Source organism: Rhodococcus sp. 11-3 (genome assembly GCF_023704055.1).
Lineage (GTDB): Bacteria > Actinomycetota > Actinomycetes > Mycobacteriales > Mycobacteriaceae > Rhodococcus > Rhodococcus aetherivorans.
Genome location: NZ_CP080406.1, coordinates 1,837,884 through 1,857,194 on the forward strand (window position 1 = coordinate 1,837,884; position 19,311 = coordinate 1,857,194).

Below are 19,311 nucleotides of genomic sequence, written 5' to 3' on the forward strand. Positions count from 1 at the left end.
GGCCGAGCCCAGCTATCACCGCGGTGGCGGTGATAGCTTTCGGTCGATGACCACGCGCACCGAGCGGCTCGACGAGCTCCCGTTCACCCGCAAACACGGCAGGCTGCTGCTCGGCTCCGGTGTGGGCTGGGCGCTCGACGCCATGGACGTCGGGCTCATCTCGTTCGTGATGGCCGCCCTGGCGGTGCAGTGGGGCCTGAGCACGACCCAGTTGTCGTGGATCGGTTCGATCGGCTTCGTCGGGATGGCCGTCGGCGCCGCGCTCGGCGGCCTGCTCGCCGACCGGATCGGCCGGCGCCAGGTGTTCGCGGTGACACTACTGGTGTACGGCCTGGCCACCGGTGCCGCCGCGCTCGCCGGCTCCGTCGCGGTGCTGATCGTGCTGCGGTTCGTCGTCGGTTTGGGTCTCGGGGCCGAACTTCCGGTGGCGTCGACCCTGGTCAGTGAATACGCGCCGCGTCGGCAGCGCGGCCGCATGGTGGTGGCGCTCGAGGCGTTCTGGGCGGCCGGGTGGATCCTCGCCGCCCTCATCGGCTACTTCGTGATCCCGCTCGGCGACGACGGCTGGCGCTGGGCGCTGGCCGTGGGGATCGTCCCCACCCTGTACGCGGTGGTCGTGCGGTTCGGCCTGCCCGAATCCGTCCGGTACCTCGAGAGCCGTGGCCGCTACGGCGAGGCCGAGACGGCCGTCCGGTCCTTCGAGACGTCCGCCGGCGTCGACGCGCCCCCGGACCAGGAGGAGACGTCGCGCCCGGTGCGCACCGACCCGGCGGCGGCCGAGTCGATCTGGTCGTCGCGGCTGCGGCGCCGGACCGTCGCCCTGTGGACGGTGTGGTTCGGCATCAACCTCTCGTACTACGGGGCCTTCATCTGGCTGCCCAGCCTGCTGGTCACCCAGGGCTTCGATTTGGTGAAGTCCTTCGAGTACACGCTGATCATCACGCTCGCGCAGTTGCCGGGGTACGCGGTCGCCGCGTGGCTGATCGAGGTGTGGGGGCGGCGCGCCACCCTGGCGAGTTTCCTCGTCGGCTCGGCGGCGGCCGCGGGGCTGTTCGGCCTCGCCGACACCCCCACCCGGATCGTCGCCGCCGGAATGGCGTTGTCGTTCTTCAACCTCGGCGCGTGGGGCGCGCTGTACGCGATCGGTCCGGAACTGTATCCGACGTCGGTGCGGGCCGCCGGGACCGGTGCGGCGGCCGCGTTCGGGCGCATCGCGTCGATCCTGGCGCCGCTGCTGGTGCCCGGGCTGCTCACGGCCGGCGGCAACCCGCTCGTCTTCGGGGTGTTCGCGGCGGCGTTCGCCGTCGCCGCCGTCGCCGCCTACACGCTGCCGGAACGCAAGGGGCAGGTGCTCGAGGCCTGAGCCCTACGACCGTGCGGGCGGCGCCTGGCTGCAGGCCGTCGCCACGGCGAAGGCCCCGAGGGCCGTGCCGGTGACGAGGCGCTGCGCCCGCACGGCCCGCGGGTGCGTTGCCACGCGGCGCGCGACGGCTGCCGCGCCGAGCACGATCAACCCGTTCACCGTCAGCGCCACCCCGATCTGGACCGCGCCGAGCACGAGTAATTGCCGCCACTCGGGACCGGCGACGGGCGAGACGAACTGGGGCAGCAGCGCCGCATACATCAGGGCGATCTTCGGGTTGAGCACGTTCGTCGCGAGGCCCATGCCGAACAGTCGCGCCGCCGAGTGCTCGGTCGCAGGGGCCGGGGCGAAGAGTGCACCGCCGCCGGGACGCAGGATGCCCCATGCGAGATACGCGAGATAGCCCGCGCCGGCGAACCGCAGGAGATCGTGGGCGACGGGGACCGCGGCGAACAGGGCGGAGAGCCCGGCCGCAGTGGCGAGCAGGTAGCAGAGGAACCCGGCGCCGACACCCGCGAGGGACACCAGGCCGGCCCGGCGGCCCTGCGCCAGCGACCGGGAGGTCAGGTACATCATGTTCGGGCCGGGCGTGAGGACCATGCCCAGCGCGACCACGGCCACCCCGGCCGCAGCGGAGGCAGAAACCACGGGAACCCCTTCCGTTCGGGACAGGATCGAGAGTGCCGCGCGGAAACGTGCACGTCCATCACGGCTTTGTGCAGGGTTCTGTGTAATGTTGCTACATGCTCGACGTCGACGGGCTCGTGGCCCTGCGTGCGCTGCGTGACCACGGCACGGTCACCGAGGCCGCGAGCGCCCTCGGATACACGCCCTCCGCCGTCAGCCAGCGCGTCAAACGGCTCGAGCGACGCCTCGGCGCGGCCCTCACGGCCCCGGCGGGCCGCCGGGTGGTGCTCACCCCCGCCGCCCAGCGCCTCCTCGACGACGCCGAACCCCTTCTCGGGCAGCTGGAATCGGCCTTCTTCCGGGTCTCGGGATCGTCGCGGATCGCCGGCGCGGTCACGGTGGCGGCATTCACGACGGCGATCCGGGCCGGCATCCCCGCGGCGCTGGCCTCGGCCACCATGGGCCGGCCGGATCTGTCCGTCAGGGTCGTCGAGGCCGACCCGGTCGACGCTGCCCTGAGGGTGGCCACCGGGCGGGCCGACGTCGCCGTGCTGCACCACTGGCGGTCGCTGCCGCGGGTGTTGCCCGACACCCTCGTCGCCGAACATGTGCTCGACGACGGCGCCGACGTGATCGTGCGCGCGGACCATCCGCCGGCCCTCGGCGAAACGCTCTCACCGCAACAGCTCTCGTCGTCGGACTGGGTGTCCACCGGCGAGGGGACGCTGTGCCACGAATGGCTGATGTCCATGTTCGCCGGGCACGGCCTGCGCCCCCGGATCACCTGCACGTCGAGTGACTTCGACATCCATCTGGACTTCGTGCGCGCCGGGCTCGCCGCCGCGCTGGTGCCGCGACTGGGCCGCAGGCCGCTGGGACCGGACCTGGTGGCGATACCCGCGCCCGGCGCCGTGCGGGTCGTCAGCGTCGTCCGGCGCGCCGGTCAGGTCGACGACCCGACCCTCGCGCACGTCGTGGCGCACCTGCGGATGTCGTTGGGCGCGTAACCGCCGAGGCCCCGCGAGTGCGCACGTCTCGCGCCGATTCCCGAGGCCGCGCGACGGGATGTGCGCACTCGGTGCGCGTGGAGTCATCCTTCTGTGCATTCCCAGCCATGTTCGCCCGCCATCCGGGGACCTAGTGTTCCAGATCACAAGCATCCGGCGGCGGCGGTGCGCATTCGAGGCCTCCGCCGCGACCCGAAAGGACGGACCTGGACGTGGCGTCACTGCAGACGGTGCAGAGGATCGGACCGGTGCTGGACCTGTTCACGGTGCAGCAACCCGAGTGGGGAGTCTCCGAGGTCGCGGCGGCGATCGACGTTCCCCGATCGAGCGCGCACGCCCTGCTGTCGAGCCTGGTCGACACGGGGCTGCTCCAGTGCCGCGCACGCGGACGCTACCGGCTCGGTTGGCGCGTCGTGGAGCTGGGAGAGACGCTGCGCGGCACCGTCGACGTCCGGTCCTGTGCCGCCCCGGTCCTCGAGCGCCTGGTGGAGAAGTGCGGCGAGACAACTCATCTCGCGGTCATGGATCGATGGAACGTCCTCTATGTGGACAAGATTCTCGGCAATCACAACATCACCGTGCAGGGTGCGCGGATCGGGACGCGCCTGGATGCGCATTCCACGGCGGTGGGCAAGGTGCTGCTCGCGCAACTCGAGGAGATCGAGGTGCGCCGGTATCTGGCCACGCGCCCGTTGCGGCGGCTGACACCGTCGACCACCACGAACCCCCAGGCACTTCTGGACGCCCTGGCCGGTGTGCGCTCGGCCGGCTTCGCTGCGGACCTCGGGGAGACGGTCTCGGAGGTGCACTGCGTCGCCGCCCCGGTGCGCGACGACCTGGGTTCCGTCGTGGCGGCCGTGAGCGTGAGCGTGCCCGCGACGCGCTTCGTCCAGCGGCGACCGCAGCTCGAGCGGGCCGTGGTCGGTGCCGCGCACGAGATCACCCGGGCGATCGCCGAAGCCCACGACTGCAGTCCCGTGCTCCTGCGGGACGACCCGGGTGCCGCCGGTTTGACGGCGGCGAGCCCACGCGCCTCCTGACCACGAATCCGACCGCACGAACGAGACAAGCGAAAAAGAGGAGCCATGGACACCGCCGCCCACAAGGCCGCAGACCGACTGCTCGAGGTGTATCGCACGGGGGAACCGATCGATCCGCTCACCCCGGACCATCCCGACGCGTCGATCGAACTCGCCTACCGGATCCAACAGCTGCAGGTCGAGCAGTGGACGCTGGCCGGTGATGTCGTCAAGGGCCACAAGGTGGGCTTGGCCTCCCGCGCGATCCAGCGGCAGATGGGCGTCGATCAACCCGATTTCGGGCACCTGACCGCGAGCATGTTCCACCTCGAGCACCAGCCGATCCCCGCCGGCCGCTTCCTGCAGCCGCGGATCGAGCCCGAGGTGGCGTTCGTGCTCGGCCGGCCGCTGGCCGGTCCGGGCGTCACCGCCGCCGAAGCCGCGCGGGCCGTGGACTTCGTGCTGCCCGCACTCGAGATCGTCGACTCGCGGATCCGGGACTGGAAGATCGGCATCTTCGACACCATCGCGGACAATGCCTCCTCCGGCGGGGTGATCCTGGGGAGCCGGCCGGTCTCCCTCGGCGACGTCGACCTGAGGCTGATCGGATGCACGCTCCACATAGGCGGTGAACTCACCGCGACGGGAGCAGGCGGAGCCGTGCTCGGGTCCCCGCTCAACGCACTGGTGTGGCTGGCCAACACGGTCGGCCCGCTCGGGGTCACCCTCGAACCGGGGCATGTGGTGCTTCCAGGTTCCATGACCAGGGCGTTCCCGGTGGCGGCGGGCGACTCCGTCGTGGCGAACATCAGCGGGCTCGGCAGCGTCACCGCCGTGCTCGGAGGAAAGGACGAGAAATGAGCGACCAGTTGTGGAGCGCGGCCCGCGTCGCCGACGTGCTGCTGCGTGCGGAGGACACCGCGACCCCGCAGACGTCGATCCTCGCGGAATGGGACGGACTGGACCTGGGGACCGCGTACGCCGCGCAGGACATCGCGTTGCGCATGCGGCTCGCCCGCGGCGAGCGGCTCACCGGCGTGAAGCTCGGGGTCACGTCGAAGGCGAAGCAACGGCAGGTGGGCGTGGACTCGCCGTCCACCGCGTGGCTCACGGACCGGATGATCCTGCCGATCGGCGAGCCTGTCCCGCGCGAGAAGATGATCCACGCCCGCGCGGAGCCGGAGATCGCGTTCGTCATGGGCCGCAGGCTCGAGGGACCCGGGGTCTCGGCCGCGACCGCGCTGGCCGCGGTGGAGCACGTGGTCGGCGCGATCGAGATCATCGACAGCCGGTTCTCCGGCTACCAGTTCTCGATGATGGACGCCGTCGCGGACAACAACTCGTCCGGACGGTACGTGACCGGTCCGGTCGGCCGTGCGCCGGAGGATCTCGATCTCGCCCTCGAGGCGTGCCTGCTCGAGGTCGACGGCGAGGTGGTGGACTCGGCGACGGGCGCCGCGGTGCACGGACATCCCGCGGAGGCGCTGGCCTTCGCCGCGAACACCCTGGCCGAGCGGGGACTCGCCATCGAGGCAGGGTGGGTGGTGCTCACCGGCGGCATGACCGACGCGGTGCCGGTGCAGCCGGGGGCGCGCATCGCCGCGCACTTCACCACCCTCGGCACCGTCACCGTCGCGGGAGGCTGACGATGCCGTTCATCGACGTGACGATCGCGGAGGGGCGCAGCCCGGACGAGCTCCGGAGGCTGATCCACGAACTGACCCAGGCGGCGCACCGGGCCCTGGACGCGCCGCTGCCCAACATCCGGGTGGTGCTGCGGGAGACGCCGAAGACACACTTCGCGGCGGGTGATGTGACGATCGCCGAGCGTGAGACACGGGCCTGAACGGTCCGGATATCCCGAACTGCGACAACGCCCGCCGGCGACGAAGTCGAGCATCGTGATCGGACCGGATCGGGGCGGGGCCGCGGGATACACAAGGGAGACACCATCCCCTGTATCCCCCGGAGAACCCGATGACGTCGAACCGACAGCGCGCCCTGACCCTGGTTGCCGAGCCCGAGCCCGGCTGCGAACGGGTGGCGGACCGGATGTACCACGACCTGCTGTCGCGACCGGAGGTGCGACAGGTGCGCGACCGCGTCCGGGACTTCGCCACCCGGGCCGTCGCGCCGATCGCCGGCCGGATCGCCGGCGGGGACGAGCGCCTCGACGGGTTCCCGCGGGACGCGTTCGAGGCCATGGCCTCGAACGGTCTGTTCCGCATTCCCTTCACCGCGGACGTCGGTGGCGACGGACTCACGCATCGCGCCACGGCCACCGCGGTGGCCGTCGAGGAACTGGCGTACTACTCCAACAGTGTCGCCGCCATCTACGACGTCCATTGCATCCTCGCCGGCACGGCACTGGACCAGGGCACCGAGGAGCAACGGCACCGATGGCTGCGTCCCGTCGTCGACGGGGAGATCGTCGGGTCGTTCGCGACGAGTGAGCCCGGTGCGTCGAGCGATCTCTCTCCCGAAGCGGTGCAGACCGTCGCGAGCCCGGACGGCGACGGGTGGGTACTCACCGGCCGCAAGCGGTGGATCACCAATTCGGTCGTCGCCGGCGTCGTCGTCGTGCTCGCCCGGACCGGCGACAGCCTCACCACCTTCATCGTTCCCACCAGCGCACCGGGCGTCACCGTCGGCACACCCGACCGCAAACTCGGCAACCGCGGGCAGATCACGGCCGACGTGATCCTCGACCGTGTTCGGCTCGGACCGGAAGCGGTGCTCGGGCGGGTCGGCGGCGGCCTGCGCGTCGCGCTCCGGACACTCACGTACGGCCGCATCGGAATCGGCGCCGCCGGCGTCGGCATGGCGCAGGCCGCCTTCGACCGCACCGTCGCGCATCTGAAGTCGCGGCACGCGTTCGGTGGTTCGCTGGCTTCCAAACAGCACTGGCAGTTCGTGATGGCCGACTACGCGGCGGATCTCGAGGCCGCCCGCAGCCTGTACCTGAAAGCGGCTCTTCGGCTCGACACCGGGGAACATTTTCCCGAGCCCGAAGCGGCGATGGCGAAGCTGCGCGGCACCGACCTGGCGGCGCGCATCGCCCGGGATGCCGTGCAGGCGTTCGGCGGACTCGGATTCGTGCAGTCCCTCGGAGCCGACGACACCGAAGGACCGGTCGAGGCGATATACCGGGACAGCAAGATCGGTGAGATCTACGAGGGCGCCAACGAGATCCAGCGATGGGTCCTCGCACGACAGATCTTCGGACGCGATCACACCGGATAACGGAACATTCTCCGCACATCATTCGGAGCGCGGGACGGTCGTCGATCTCCGGCGAGGCAACGGGACGAACGGTTCTCGCGGGACTGCGGACGCGCGGTGCACGCGGTCCGCCCGTCCCGGCGACTATCGTACGGCTCGACCGAGCCGGAAATGCGCGGGGCTGGAGCCGAACTGCCGACGGAAGGCACGGCTGAAGTGGGACACGTCCCGGAAGCCGACCAGGCCGCTGATCTCGGTGACCGTGAGGTCGGTTTCCGACAGCAGGGCACGCGCGCGTCCGAGGCGTACCTGGTACAGCCAGGTGCGGGGGGTGGTTCCCGCCGTGCTGAACAACTTGTGGATGTACCGCACGGACATTCCGAGTTCCGCGCCGACATCGGCGAGCGTGTGGTCGGGGTCTCGGAGATACCGGACCATGGTGCTCTGCACCTTGCGAAGGTCGTCCGCGTGGATCCGCTTCGTGGCGCTCAACGGGGGCGACTGTTCACCGATCGCGCTCACGAGCAGATCCAGCGCCGCGGCCGCAACGGTTGCCGAAGAGCCCTGCGACAAGGGGGTATCGGCGGTGGCGACCTCGACGAGGAACCGGGACACGAACCGTCCGATTCCGGACTGTCCGGAAATGCCCTGGCCTGTCACGCTGTTCATGAGCTCGACAGGAAGGCGGGAGGTCAGCTGCTCACGCGGCGTGCGCAGCACGATCTGCTCGAATTCGGTTGTGGCGTCGACGACGAACGGTGCCGACGAGTCGACGATGCCGAAGGCGCCGTCGGTGAGGGTCGCCGACCGGGTCCCCTGCGTCAGGATCGCGGAACCGCGCGTGATCAAGCACAGCAGGTAGTCGTCGTTCGGATCCGAGGTGATCATCGACGGTGTCCGCACCACCGCGTGCGGATCGGCATGCACCACACTGACGGTCATCTCCCCGAGCGGGCGCGCGACCAGATCCGCCGCGAAACGGTCGTGCGTCTGCGGCCAGTCGACGTCCATCTCGCAGTAGGTCGTCTCGAGCGTGTCCGTCCACCGGGCACGACCTTCGGTGGACTCCAGTTCGCGCGTGCTCAGCGCCAATCTCCGGCCGGACGCCGCGGTGCACGGGGAGTCATCCTTCGGTGCACTGTCGGTCATGTTCCCGCTCACCTCCGCCTTCTAGTGTTCCAGATCACAGGAACTCGGCGGGCGGACGATACCGCGGGACACCCCGTCTGCGCGACCCCGGCCGTCATCTCCGGATGAGCCCACGACAGGAGAGCGACATCATGACCACCACCCATACCTGGATCGACGAGATCACCATGGAGGAACTCGACCGCGACCCGAATCCGATCTACGAGCGGCTGCGCCGGGAGGCGCCGGTCGCCTACGTCCCGGCGATCGGGATGCACGTGGTGGCCACGAGGGAGCTGTGCCTGCAGATCACCCAGGACTCCGAGACGTGGTCCACGGTGATCGCCCCCTCGGGCGGGCGGACGTTCGGGACCGGAACCGTGCTCGACTCCAACGGCGAGCGGCACCGCAAGCTGCGCGAATGGATCGATCCGCAACTCCGGCCCGCCGCGGTCGACTCCTACGTGGAAGCGCTGGTCCGGCCGCAGGCGCGGAGCATCCTCGAACGGATCGAGGAACTCGGGGCCGTGGACATCCAGGAGGCCTATTTCGCTCCGGTCAGCGTCCGTGCGGTCGGTGACCTGATGGGTCTGCGGAACGTCCCCTCGGAGACGCTCGTGCGGTGGTTCCAGACGCTCGCGCTGTCGTACGGCAACGCCGAGGTCGACGAGAACGGCGAGTTCGCCCATGCCGAGCCCTTCGAGGCCGGAGACCGGATCAAGGAGGAGATCGTCGCCACCGTCGATCCGTTGCTCGACCACTGGACCCGCAATCCCGACCACACGTTGATCTCGCACTGGTTGCACGACGGAATGCCGGAGGGGCAGGTGCGGGAGCGGTCGGAAATCTACCCGAACATCTACGTCTTCCTGCTCGGTGCGCTGCAGGAGCCCGGTCACGTCATGACGACGACACTGGCGGGCCTGCTGCAGCATCCCGACCAGCTCGAGCGCGTCGTCGACGATCCGGATCTCCTCCCGCGGGCGGTCAACGAGGGCGCGCGCTGGGTAGCGCCGATCTGGAGCGCCGCCGTCAAGGTCGCGAACCGGGAGGTCACCGTCGGCGGCGTCGACCTGCCCGCGGGTACGCCGGTCATACTCGCGTACGGCTCGGCCAACCGCGACGAGACGGTGTGGGCGAACCCGGACGCCTACGACGTGGACCGGCCGGTCATGCCGCACCTCGCCTTCGGCGCCGGCAAGCACGCCTGTGCCGGCACCTACCTCGGGACCGCGATCGTCCGGATCGCCCTCGAGGAGTTGTTCGAGACGATCCCGAACATCGAACCCGACCCCGACCGCACCCCGAGCTTCTGGGGCTGGACCTTCCGCGGCCCGCAGGGCCTGCACGTCCGATGGGAGGTGTAGTCGTGAGCCACTCGGTGACCGTTTCCGGGCAGGACGGGGCCTTTCCCGGCGCGCCCGACCGTTCGGTACTCGAGTCCGCACTGCGGGCGAACCGCTGGTTGCCGCACGCGTGCTCGCAGGGCACCTGCGGGACCTGCAAGATCAGGGTGCTGTGCGGCGAGGTGGACCACGGCCGGCCCGACGAGACCATCCTGAGCGAGGCGGAGCGCGCGTCCGGGCTCACACTCGCCTGTCAGGCGACACCTCGCACCGATCTGACCGTCGCGCCGTTGAACGACGTGCCCCCGGACGGGCCGAGGCATCCCTTGCGCGACCACGCCGGCACCGTGCTCGAGCTGGCCGACATCGCACGGTGCACCCGCCGGCTCGTCGTGGAGCTGGACGAGCCGATGGAGTTCTCCGCCGGTCAGTACGCCGAGCTGATCGTGCCGGGTTCCGTTGTGGCGCGTCAGTACTCGATGGCCAATCCGCCCTCCGAGTCGCGCCGGCTCGAGTTCCACATCAAGCGGGTCGATGGAGGGCTCGCGACGGAGGGGTGGATCTTCGGCTCGCTTCGGCCGGGAGACCGGATCGGGCTGCGCGGGCCGCTGGGGCAGTTCGCCCTGGTTCGTCCCCAGGAAGAACCGGCCATTCTGGTCGGCGGCGGAACGGGGCTTGCCCCCTTGAAGTCGATTGTGCGCCATGCACTCTCCAACGATCTTGTCCCGAGCATCGACCTGTACCACGGAGGGCGCGGGCAGGCGGATCTGTACGACGTGGACTTCTTCCGGGCTCTCGAGGCCGCCGATCCCCGATTCCGCTACCACCCTGTACTCAGCGAGGAGCAGTGGGACGGCGCCACCGGCGTGGTCACCGACGCCGTGCTCGACGACTTCGCCAGTTGCAAGGGGCGCAGCGCATACCTGTGCGGGCCACCCGCCATGGTCACCGCGGCGGTCAAGGCGCTCAAACGGCGTCGCATGGCGCCCCGGTTGATCTTCAAGGAGGAGTTCACCGTCGGCAGCGCGCCGCCGGTGATGTCGCCGGTGTGACCGGTTCCGCGGCCGGGTGTTCGGGTTCAGCCCGAGCACCCGGCCGGTCGTCGTTCAGTGTCGGTGCCCCGGTTCGCGGCCGGCGCGTTCCTTCCGATACTGGCCGGGGCTCGCGCCGAAGGCGGCGCGGAACGTCCTGCTGAAGTGGGAGACGTCCCGGAAGCCCGCGCATTCGCTGACCTCGGCGACGGACATCTCGGTCGTCAGCAGGTACTTCCGCGCGCGCTCGAGCCGTGCCTGATACAGCCATGCGCGCGGAGTGGTGCCCGCTGCGCTGAAGAGCTTCTGGACGTTGCGCAACGACATCCCGGCGTCGGCGGCGACGTCCGGAAGCGTGAGCTCGGGATCGTGCAGCTTCTGTTCGATGACCCGCTGGACGCGGGTGAGATCTTCCGTGCGGTGCAATTGGGCGGCACCGGTCGCGACAGTGCCTTCGGTGAGGGCGGTGACCAGCATGTCGACGGCCGAGGAGGCGAACGACACGGCGGCCCCCCGCGAGATGGGGGCATTCATCGACGCGATGTCGACGAAGAAACGACCGACCAGTCCGCCCGGCCCGGTCTCGCCGCAGATCGTGCGGGCCGTGCCGTGTTCGACGATCCGCCCCGGCAGGCGCGAGGTGAGCAGTTCACGAGGAGACCGCACGACGATCTGCCGGAACGGCGCGGGGGAGTGGAAGACGAACGGGGTGGCGCAGTCGAGCAATGCGAACGACCCTCGCTCGACCGTCGTGGTCCGGCCCGACTGCTGCACCTCGACGTGGCCCTCGGTCACGATGCACACGAGATAGCCTGCACCGGAGTCGGAGTCGACCATCGCGGGCGAGCGGACCACCGTGTGGGCGTCGGCCCGGATCGTGCTGACGTGCAGATCGCCGAACGGCCGGCCGCCCCATTCCGCGTCGAAGTGACGTCGTGGGTTCGGCCACGCGACGTCCATCTCGCAGTACAGCTGCCCCAGCGTGCTCGCCCATCGGGTGTGCCCCTCGCTCGTGTCCAGCTCCTGCGTCCGCAGGGAAACGATGCCGGGGGCCGCTCCGTTGCGCGCAGAGTCACCCGTTTGTTCGCGCTCAGCCATGTTCCACCACACCTCCGCCTTCTAGTGTTACAGATCACAGGAACGTGGCGCCCGGAACGATATCCCAACCCCCGGCCCCGCGCGACCACCGAGGACGGTTACCGAAGCGCGCCAGCGTGATCGGTGCCGGGATCCTCCGAAGTCGGCGGATACGGCCGGGCCGGGTCGACGCCCGTCGTGCCGTTCCCCACCCGAGCCGATTCCTGCACCACACCCCCGAGACCAGGAGTGAAGACCATGACGACCACATCGATCCTGGGCGACGCCGTCGGAGCGCCCAACACCGTCCGGCCCATGACCGGCGACGAGTACATCGAGTCGCTCCGCGACGGTCGTGAGGTGTACTTCCGTGGCGAGCGGGTCGACGATGTCACCACACATCCGGCCTTCCGCAATTCGGTCCGGTCGGTGGCCCGGATGTACGACGCGATGCACAAGCCGGAAGCGAAGGGCATCCTGTCGGTGCCGACCGACACCGGTAACGGAGGATTCACCCATCCGTTCTTCAAGACGGCGCACAGTGCCGACGATCTGCTCCTCGCTCGTGATGCGATCGCCACCTGGCAGCGCGAGGTGTACGGCTGGCTGGGCCGCTCGCCCGACTACAAGGCGTCGTTCCTCGGCACCCTCGGAGCCAACGCGGAGTTCTACGGGGAGTACCAGGACAACGCGAAGCGGTGGTACAAGGAAGCACAGGAACGCGTGATCTACATGAACCACGCGATCGTGAACCCCCCGATCGACCGCGACAAGCCCGCCGACGAGACCGCCGACATCTGCGTGCACGTGGTGGAGGAAACCAACGCGGGCCTGATCGTGTCCGGCGCCAAGGTGGTGGCGACCGGGTCGGCGATCACCAACGCCAACTTCATCGCGCACTACGGCCTGCCGCTCCGCAAGAAGGAGTTCGGCCTGATCTTCACCGTCCCGATGGATTCGCCGGGCCTGAAGCTGTTCTGCCGTACGTCCTACGAGATGAACGCCGCCGTCATGGGTACGCCGTTCGACTACCCGCTCTCGAGCCGATTCGACGAGAACGACGCCATCATGGTGTTCGACCGGGTGCTGGTTCCGTGGGAGAACGTCTTCGCCTACGACACCGAGACGACCAACGGGTTCGTGATGAAGTCGGGCTTCATGTCTCGCTTCATGTTCCACGGTTGCGCCCGTCTCGCCGTGAAGCTGGACTTCATCGCCGGCTGTGTGATGAAGGCGGTGGAGATGACCGGCTCGGCCGGATTCCGCGGCGTGCAGATGCAGATCGGCGAGATCCTCAACTGGCGTGACATGTTCTGGGGACTGTCCGACGCGATGGCGAAGACGCCCGATCCGTGGGTCAACGGGGCCGTGCAACCGAACCTCAACTACGGTCTCGCCTACCGCACCTTCATGGGCGTCGGCTACCCGCGGATCAAGGAGATCATCCAGCAGACCCTCGGCAGCGGCCTGATCTACCTGAATTCGCATGCGAGCGACTGGGGTAACCCCGAGATCCGGCCGTACCTCGACCAGTACGTTCGCGGGTCGAACGGCATCGTGGCCATCGATCGTGTCAAGCTGCTCAAGCTGCTCTGGGATGCCGTCGGTACCGAGTTCGGCGGCCGGCACGAACTGTACGAGCGCAACTACGGCGGCGACCACGAGGCCGTGCGCTTCCAGACGCTGTTCGCCTACCAGGCTCAGGGCCTGGACAATCAGCTCAAAGGCTTCGCCGAGCAGTGCATGTCCGAATACGACATCGACGGCTGGACGCGCCCGGACCTGATCAACAACGACGATCTGAAGATCGTCCGTAGCTGAACGGGGCGCAGCGATGAGGAGTACGGTCATGACCGACACCGCCCGGGGATCCGATCTCGACGTCACGCCTCTGCACATGCGTAAGGCCCTCGGCCGGTTCGCCAGCGGCGTCACCATTGTCACCACCGCCGAGTCCGAGGACGAGGCCTCGGTGCACGGAATGACCGCCAACGCGTTCACCTCCGTGTCGCTCGATCCGCCGCTCGTGCTCGTATCGATCGCCAACCGCGCCAAGATGAACGAGCGGATCCGCGAGGCGGGGCGGTACGGCGTTTCGATCCTCGCCGGGGACCAGGAACCGTTGTCCCTGCACTTCGCCGGCGCGGCGAACCAGCCGGATCTGGTTCGGTTCGTGTGGCGCAAGGGCGTGCCTCTCCTCGAAGGTGCACTGGTTCACCTCGCGTGCACCGTGGTCGATTCGCATCCCGCGGGTGACCACACCCTGCACGTGGGCCGGGTGGAGCGGCTCTGGTACGACGACGGGCACCCGCTGGTGTTCTACACCGGCACCTTCCGGTCGCTCGAGCTGCAGGGCAGGGACGAACCCTGGGGGTTCTGATCGAGCAGGGCGGGGTGGCCGCGGCGGGCGTCGCGGTCACCCCGCCTCTCGAACCCCCGAGCGAATGTGCCGTTGTGTCGGATAGATCGACGTAACGGCACATTCGCTCATGCCCCGCTGATCACCGCGCCGGCTGTGCGGCCGCCGCGCGCGCCGTGATCTCGCCGGCGCGCGTGGCAGCGGCCGGGTTGCCTGCGATGGACCAGTTCACCGGATCGACTTCGACGATCTGTCCGCGCACCAGATCCCGCTGCGCCCCAAGGATCTCGACGATCAGATCGGTGAATCGAGCCGCCAACTCCTGGCGCTGCTCGATCGGGCGTCCGGCGAGGACGATCGCGGTGAAGTAGGGGGCCGGGGTGCCGCCGTCGGCGATCACCGTCCCGGCCGTCGCGGCGTCGTCCGGGTCGTACCGGACGACGAACGCCCGCACTCGCTCGATCGGGGAGTCGAGGACCTCCGCGTAGCAGCGGCTCGCGTCGGCGAGCAGCCGACGTCGTTGCTCGGCAGTGTAGGCGCCGTCGACGAGATGGAAGTGTGCAACGGGCATGGCCGCTCCTTTGTGACGTTTTGGGGTACAGATCTAGTGGACGCCGTGACTATTGGACTCCGTGACTATTGGACTCCGTGACTATTGGACTCCGTGCCGGGTCCCGCCGTCGACGGTGAGGACGCTTCCGTGCAGCACGGCGGCCTCGGGGGCGAGCAGCATCTCCAGAGTCCAGCCGATCTCGTCGAGGGTCGGTAGCCGGCCGAGCGTGGTCTTGGCGCGGTAGCGGTTCCAGATCTCGCCGGGGTCGCGGCCGGTCTCGGCGGCTTCGGTCTCGACGAACTTCCGCAGCCGTGGCGTGTCGACAGGCCCCGGCGCGATGGTGTGGGTGGTGACGCCCTTCGGGCCGTACAGCGCGCTGAGCTGGCGCATGAGGTTGAAGACCGCGGCATTCACCGTCCCCGGCCCGGCGTCGAGCGGGCCGGGTTCGAGTCCGAGCGACCCGGCGATCGTCACGAAACGCGAACCCGGCACCAGGTGGTCGCGGACGGCGTGCAGCAGCCGCACCAGCCCGCCGACCTTGATGTTCGCGCCGACCGCGAAGTCTCCCGGCGCGATGGTGTCGGCCGAGCCGCGCACCGGAAGTCCGGCCGCGAACACGGCCATCCGCACCGGTGCGTCGACGTGGGCGGCGATCGCCTCGATCGCGCTGTCGTCGGCGATGTCGGCGACGCACGGGACGATCAGGTCGTCCGAGGCCGCCAGCTTGTCGAGGTCGTCGGCGTTGCGGGCGACGGCGATCACGCGAAGGCCGCGACGGGCCAGGCGACGGGTGAACTCGGTGCCCATCGCACCGGTCGCGCCGACGACGACACACACTGAGGACGAAGTCATACCTGTGCTCCCTCTTGCCGTTGTGGAACGCCCGGACGATCCGCGCAGTAGCGGGACGGGCGATTGGTCGTTCGGCCGCGATCGACGCGCCGAACAGAAATCCGCCCACGCAAGATGCCGTGGGCGGATTCCGGTCTGCGGAGCGAATCCGATTCTCCGGCCGTTTCAGCCGCGCAATCGGAGGGTGACCGCGCGGGGTTCGGTGAAGAATTCGCGCGAGTACTGGCCGCCTTCGCGGCCGAGGCCGCTGGCGCCTTCGCCGCCGAACGGCAGGCGCAGGTCGCGTTCGAAGAACGTGTTGATCCACACGGTGCCGGCCTTCCAGCGGGCGGCCATCCGGTGGGCCCGGTCCAGGTTCTGGGTGAACAGCATCCCGGCCAGGCCGTAGGGGGAGTCGTTGGCGATGCGCAGGGCCTCCTGTTCGGTGTCGAAGCCGAGGACGGTCTCGACCGGACCGAAGATCTCCTCGCGTGCGGTGCGGGAGTCGTTGCTCAGCCCGGTGATCACGGTGGGCGGGTAGTAGAAGCCGCCGGCGCGGGCCTGGTCGGTGAGGCGGGCGCCGCCGGTGACGACCTTGCCGCCTTCCTCCTGGGCGAGTTCGACGTAGCCGTGCACCTTGTCGAGGTGGCGTTGCTCGATGAGCGGGCCCAGGAAGTTCGACGGGTCCTTCGGGTCGCCGACGGTGAGCGTGTTCGCCTGCTCGGTGAACCGGGCCAGGAACTCGTCCATGATGCTGTTGTGCACCAGCAGCCGGGACCCGGCCAGGCACACCTGTCCGTTGCCGCCGAAGATCGCGCGGATCGCCATCGGCACGGCGACGTCGAGGTCGGCGTCGGCGAAGACGATGTTCGCGGACTTGCCGCCCATCTCCGCCGAGACCGGGGTGTGGTTGACTGCCGCGGCCTGCAGGATCTTCACGCCCGTCGCGCTCGAGCCGGTGAAGGTGATCCGATCCACCCGCGGATCCGAGGTCAGCGGCCCGGCGACGGCCTCACCGCCGAACCCGTGCACGACGTTGAGCACGCCCTCGGGCAGTCCGGCCTCGAGGGCGAGTTCGGCGAAGCGGTGCGCGGTCAGCGGGGTCTGCGGCGCCGGCTTGAGCACCGCGGTGTTACCGAAGGCCAACGCGGGGGCGATCTTCCAGGTGGCCAGCATCAGGGGTGCGTTCCACGGGCTGATCGCCGAGACCACACCGGCCGGCGGGTAGAGCACGTAGGACAGCAGGTCCCCGTCGGGGTAGGCCTCGTTGGCGGCCATCGCGACGTAGTCGGCGAAGAACCGCAGATTGTGGGCCACGCGGGGGATTTCGGCGTGCAGCGACTGGTTGATGCTCTTGCCGCCGTCGCGGGTCTCGAGCAGGGCGAGTTCCTCGCGGTGGGCGTCGACCGTGTCGGCGACCGCGTGCAGGATCTTCGCGCGCTCCTTCGGGGACAGCAGCGGCCAGGGGCCGTCGTCGAAGGCGGTGCGGGCGGCGGTGATCGCCGCGGCACCGTCCTCGGCGGTGCCCGCGGGCACGACCCCGAGCAGCGCCCCGTCGTGGGGGTCGCGGGACTCGAAGGTGGCCCCGTCCGACGCCGGCTTCCATTCGCCGCCGATCAGGTGCCGGACCTGCGTCACCGACGGCGTGTTCTGGGTCTGTGTCATGGCAGTCTCCCCGGGTCAGACGCCGGCTCGGGCCGGCAGTTCGTAGGTGCGGCCGGCCAGTTCGGAGGCGACATCGACGATCATGTCCTCCTGCCCGCCGATGACGCCGCGGCGGCCGAGCTCGAGCAGGATCTCGCGGGTGGAGAGGCCGAACTTCTTCGCAGCCCGCTTGGTCGGGTGGAAGAACGTCGAGTACACCCCGGCGTAGCCGAGGATCAGGGCGGTCTCGTCGACGATCTGCGGTTCGGTCATCAGCGGGGCGACGACGTGCTCGGCGGTGTCGATCAGCGGGAACAGCTCGACCCCGGTGTCCCAGCCGGCCCGCTCGAACGCGGCGGCGAGCACCTCGGTCTGGGCGTTGCCGGCGCTGGCGCCGAGCCCGCGCAGCGACCCGTCGATGAACGTCGCCCCGTGCTCGGCCGCGGTGAGCGCGTTGGCGATGCCGACCCCGAGATTGTTGTGAGCGTGGAAACCGATGTCGGCGGAGATCGCCTGCCGCAGGGCCGCGACGCGGTCGCCGGCGTGCCGGGGCACCATCGCGCCGGCGGAGTCGACGACGTAGACGACGTCGGCGCCGTAGGAGTCGAGCTTGGCGGCCTGCTCGGCGAGCGGTTCGGGCTCGAGCTTGTGGCTCATCATCAGGAACGTCATCACGTTCAGGCCCTTGTCCTTGGCCCACTCGACGGGCTGCTGGGCGCAGTCGGCCTCGGTGCAGTGCACCGCGACGCGCACGGTCTTGATGCCGGCGTCGATCGCGCCCTGCAGTTCGGCGAGGGTGGCGATGCCCGGGACGTACAGCACCGCGATGTCCGCATCGTCGACGGCGTCGACGGCGGCACGCACGTACTCGGGGTCGGTGGCGGCGGCGAAGCCGTACTGGATCGAGGAGGCACCGAGGCCGATGCCGTGGGCCACCTCGATGGTGGGGATCCCGGCCCGGTCGAGGCCGCGGGCGATGTCGGCGACGTTGCCGGGGGTGAACCGGTGCGAGACCGACGACATGCCGTCGCGCAGGGTGGTGTCGACGAGGGTGACCTTGCGGCGCCCGCCGGGAGTGCCGGGGGTGTGGGTGGTGTCGGTGGTGCTCACTGGGCTGCTCCCTGGACGAGGCTGCGCTGCGCCATGACGTCGGCGACCTGCACGGCGGCGGCGGTGATGATGTCGAGATTTCCGGCGTAGGTGGGCAGGAAGTCGCCGGCGCCGACGACCTCGAGCATGACCGTGACCAGGTCGCCGTCCACATCGACCAGACGCAACGTGTAGCCGGGGACGTACTGCTGCACCTTGGCGACCATCTCGACCACGGCGCGTTCGATCGCGTCCGGGTCGGGGTGGCGGACCTTGGCGTAGACGGTGTCGCGCATGTTCATCGGCGGCTCGGCCGGGTTGATCACCGAGATCGCCTTGGCGCGGTCCGCGCCGGCGACCTGCGCGAGTGCCCGGCCGGTCTTCTCGCTGAATTCGCTGAGGTTCTGGCGGGTGCCCGGGCCGGCGCTGTGCGAGGCGATCGCGGCGACGATCTCCCCGTAGTAGGCGTCCGCGGCCTGGTTGATCGCGTACAGGATCGGGATCGTGGCCTGACCGGCACAGCTGACCATGTTCACGTTCGGTGCGTCGAGGTGTTCGGTGAGATTGACCGCGGGCACGACGTACGGGCCCACCGAGGCGGGCGTCAGGTCGATCGCGGTGATGCCGGCCGCGGCGTACCGGGGTGCGGCCGCGGCGTGCACCCTCGCCGAGGTGGCCTCGAACACCACGTCCGGCAGCTCGGGCCGGGCCAGGAGCCACTCGAGCCCCTCCGCGGACGCCTCGAGGCCCTCCTGCCGGGCCCGCTCGAGTCCCTCGCTGGCCGGATCGATGCCGACCATGTACACCGGCTCGACATGCTCGGACCGCAACAGCTTGTACATCAGGTCCGTCCCGATGTTCCCGGATCCGACGATCGCGGCTTTCAATCGACTCATCTGTGGGCCTTCCCTCCAGTGTCGGGGTGATGCTGCCGACGCTAGGGGCGATCCCCTGGTAGACGGCGGGTGATCCGGCGGTACCGGACACGCCCGGCCGTGATCCGATCGGTGTTCGG

General features: G+C 69.6%; 19 protein-coding genes. 11 read left to right on the top strand and 8 right to left on the bottom strand.

The window, feature by feature from the left end; translation table 11 throughout:
• Positions 1-46 precede the first annotated feature (46 nt).
• Complete coding sequence (locus KZJ41_RS08690; RefSeq protein WP_065922839.1) at positions 47-1,363, top strand: MFS transporter; 1,317 nt, start codon at positions 47-49, stop codon at positions 1,361-1,363.
• Between the two features lie 3 nt (positions 1,364-1,366).
• Here the strand turns inward: KZJ41_RS08690 and KZJ41_RS08695 are convergent, their stop codons facing one another.
• Entirely contained in the window at positions 1,367-2,011 is a 645-nt protein-coding gene (locus tag KZJ41_RS08695) for a LysE family translocator (RefSeq protein WP_065922838.1), read from the bottom strand.
• A 95-nt stretch (positions 2,012-2,106) separates the two neighbouring features.
• On the opposite strand from KZJ41_RS08695, the gene KZJ41_RS08700 reads away from it, so the two are divergent.
• From KZJ41_RS08700 to KZJ41_RS08725, 6 genes are all read left to right on the top strand, one after another.
• Positions 2,107-2,997, top strand: a complete 891-nt coding sequence (locus KZJ41_RS08700; RefSeq protein WP_029542302.1) for a LysR family transcriptional regulator — start codon at positions 2,107-2,109, stop codon at positions 2,995-2,997.
• Positions 2,998-3,209: 212 nt separating this feature from the next.
• Positions 3,210-4,037 (top strand): IclR family transcriptional regulator, encoded by an 828-nt coding sequence (locus KZJ41_RS08705; RefSeq protein WP_065922837.1) that lies wholly within the window; start codon positions 3,210-3,212, stop codon positions 4,035-4,037.
• 45 nt (positions 4,038-4,082) lie between these two features.
• Positions 4,083-4,877, top strand: a complete 795-nt coding sequence (locus KZJ41_RS08710; RefSeq protein ID WP_006933873.1) for a 2-keto-4-pentenoate hydratase — start codon at positions 4,083-4,085, stop codon at positions 4,875-4,877.
• A complete protein-coding gene (locus KZJ41_RS08715) occupies positions 4,874-5,662 on the top strand; it encodes a 2-keto-4-pentenoate hydratase (protein ID WP_006933875.1) in 789 nt (262 codons plus the stop codon). Before KZJ41_RS08710 ends, KZJ41_RS08715 begins: the two co-directional genes overlap by 4 nt.
• A 2-nt stretch (positions 5,663-5,664) precedes the next feature.
• Complete coding sequence (locus KZJ41_RS08720) at positions 5,665-5,862, top strand: tautomerase family protein (RefSeq protein WP_006933877.1); 198 nt, start codon at positions 5,665-5,667, stop codon at positions 5,860-5,862.
• 131 nt (positions 5,863-5,993) lie between these two features.
• Positions 5,994-7,259 (top strand): acyl-CoA dehydrogenase family protein, encoded by a 1,266-nt coding sequence (locus tag KZJ41_RS08725; RefSeq protein ID WP_251550451.1) that lies wholly within the window; start codon positions 5,994-5,996, stop codon positions 7,257-7,259.
• 123 nt (positions 7,260-7,382) lie between these two features.
• On the opposite strand, the gene KZJ41_RS08730 is transcribed toward KZJ41_RS08725, so the two are convergent.
• Positions 7,383-8,387, bottom strand: coding sequence for an AraC family transcriptional regulator (locus KZJ41_RS08730; RefSeq protein ID WP_043799227.1), 1,005 nt, complete (start codon positions 8,385-8,387; stop codon positions 7,383-7,385).
• A gap of 131 nt (positions 8,388-8,518) precedes the next feature.
• Here KZJ41_RS08730 and KZJ41_RS08735 point away from each other — a divergent pair, with 131 nt between their 5' ends.
• Together KZJ41_RS08735 and KZJ41_RS08740 are read left to right on the top strand one after the other, a co-directional pair.
• Complete coding sequence (locus KZJ41_RS08735; RefSeq protein ID WP_029542310.1) at positions 8,519-9,733, top strand: cytochrome P450; 1,215 nt, start codon at positions 8,519-8,521, stop codon at positions 9,731-9,733.
• A 2-nt stretch (positions 9,734-9,735) separates the two neighbouring features.
• Positions 9,736-10,764, top strand: coding sequence for an NADH:ubiquinone reductase (Na(+)-transporting) subunit F (locus KZJ41_RS08740; protein WP_006933887.1), 1,029 nt, complete (start codon positions 9,736-9,738; stop codon positions 10,762-10,764).
• Positions 10,765-10,818: 54 nt separating this feature from the next.
• Here the strand turns inward: KZJ41_RS08740 and KZJ41_RS08745 are convergent, their stop codons facing one another.
• Positions 10,819-11,841: an AraC family transcriptional regulator gene (locus KZJ41_RS08745; RefSeq protein WP_006933888.1), complete on the bottom strand. Its 1,023-nt coding sequence runs from the start codon at positions 11,839-11,841 to the stop codon at positions 10,819-10,821.
• A 237-nt stretch (positions 11,842-12,078) separates the two neighbouring features.
• Between KZJ41_RS08745 and KZJ41_RS08750 the strand changes: the two genes are divergently transcribed.
• Positions 12,079-13,641, top strand: a complete 1,563-nt coding sequence (locus tag KZJ41_RS08750) for a 4-hydroxyphenylacetate 3-hydroxylase family protein (RefSeq protein WP_065923515.1) — start codon at positions 12,079-12,081, stop codon at positions 13,639-13,641.
• Positions 13,642-13,669: 28 nt separating this feature from the next.
• Positions 13,670-14,200 carry an NADH-dependent flavin reductase gene (nphA, locus tag KZJ41_RS08755; RefSeq protein WP_006933892.1) on the top strand — a complete coding sequence of 177 codons (531 nt, stop codon included), beginning with the start codon at positions 13,670-13,672 and terminating at the stop codon, positions 14,198-14,200.
• A gap of 121 nt (positions 14,201-14,321) precedes the next feature.
• Here the strand turns inward: nphA and KZJ41_RS08760 are convergent, their stop codons facing one another.
• The 5 genes from KZJ41_RS08760 to KZJ41_RS08780 form a co-directional block, all read right to left on the bottom strand.
• Positions 14,322-14,750 carry a tautomerase family protein gene (locus KZJ41_RS08760; RefSeq protein ID WP_006933894.1) on the bottom strand — a complete coding sequence of 143 codons (429 nt, stop codon included), beginning with the start codon at positions 14,748-14,750 and terminating at the stop codon, positions 14,322-14,324.
• Positions 14,751-14,831: 81 nt separating this feature from the next.
• Entirely contained in the window at positions 14,832-15,584 is a 753-nt protein-coding gene (locus tag KZJ41_RS08765) for an SDR family NAD(P)-dependent oxidoreductase (RefSeq protein ID WP_006933896.1), read from the bottom strand.
• Between the two features lie 165 nt (positions 15,585-15,749).
• A complete protein-coding gene (locus KZJ41_RS08770; protein WP_043799230.1) occupies positions 15,750-17,228 on the bottom strand; it encodes an aldehyde dehydrogenase in 1,479 nt (492 codons plus the stop codon).
• 15 nt (positions 17,229-17,243) lie between these two features.
• Positions 17,244-18,317, bottom strand: a complete 1,074-nt coding sequence (dmpG, locus tag KZJ41_RS08775; RefSeq protein WP_006933900.1) for a 4-hydroxy-2-oxovalerate aldolase — start codon at positions 18,315-18,317, stop codon at positions 17,244-17,246.
• Positions 18,314-19,192 (bottom strand): acetaldehyde dehydrogenase (acetylating), encoded by an 879-nt coding sequence (locus KZJ41_RS08780; RefSeq protein WP_065922835.1) that lies wholly within the window; start codon positions 19,190-19,192, stop codon positions 18,314-18,316. The genes dmpG and KZJ41_RS08780 overlap by 4 nt, the downstream gene beginning before the upstream one ends.
• Positions 19,193-19,311 lie beyond the last annotated feature (119 nt).

Coding starts and splice junctions, on each gene's coding strand:
- KZJ41_RS08690 (WP_065922839.1), top strand. CDS start 47: ATGACCACGCGCACCGAGCGGCTCGACGAGCTCCCGTTCACCCGCAAA.
- KZJ41_RS08700 (WP_029542302.1), top strand. CDS start 2,107: ATGCTCGACGTCGACGGGCTCGTGGCCCTGCGTGCGCTGCGTGACCAC.
- KZJ41_RS08710 (WP_006933873.1), top strand. CDS start 4,083: ATGGACACCGCCGCCCACAAGGCCGCAGACCGACTGCTCGAGGTGTAT.
- KZJ41_RS08715 (WP_006933875.1), top strand. CDS start 4,874: ATGAGCGACCAGTTGTGGAGCGCGGCCCGCGTCGCCGACGTGCTGCTG.
- KZJ41_RS08720 (WP_006933877.1), top strand. CDS start 5,665: ATGCCGTTCATCGACGTGACGATCGCGGAGGGGCGCAGCCCGGACGAG.
- KZJ41_RS08725 (WP_251550451.1), top strand. CDS start 5,994: ATGACGTCGAACCGACAGCGCGCCCTGACCCTGGTTGCCGAGCCCGAG.
- KZJ41_RS08730 (WP_043799227.1), bottom strand. CDS start 8,387: ATGACCGACAGTGCACCGAAGGATGACTCCCCGTGCACCGCGGCGTCC.
- KZJ41_RS08735 (WP_029542310.1), top strand. CDS start 8,519: ATGACCACCACCCATACCTGGATCGACGAGATCACCATGGAGGAACTC.
- KZJ41_RS08745 (WP_006933888.1), bottom strand. CDS start 11,841: ATGGCTGAGCGCGAACAAACGGGTGACTCTGCGCGCAACGGAGCGGCC.
- KZJ41_RS08750 (WP_065923515.1), top strand. CDS start 12,079: ATGACGACCACATCGATCCTGGGCGACGCCGTCGGAGCGCCCAACACC.
- nphA (WP_006933892.1), top strand. CDS start 13,670: ATGACCGACACCGCCCGGGGATCCGATCTCGACGTCACGCCTCTGCAC.
- KZJ41_RS08760 (WP_006933894.1), bottom strand. CDS start 14,750: ATGCCCGTTGCACACTTCCATCTCGTCGACGGCGCCTACACTGCCGAG.
- KZJ41_RS08765 (WP_006933896.1), bottom strand. CDS start 15,584: ATGACTTCGTCCTCAGTGTGTGTCGTCGTCGGCGCGACCGGTGCGATG.
- KZJ41_RS08770 (WP_043799230.1), bottom strand. CDS start 17,228: ATGACACAGACCCAGAACACGCCGTCGGTGACGCAGGTCCGGCACCTG.
- KZJ41_RS08780 (WP_065922835.1), bottom strand. CDS start 19,192: ATGAGTCGATTGAAAGCCGCGATCGTCGGATCCGGGAACATCGGGACG.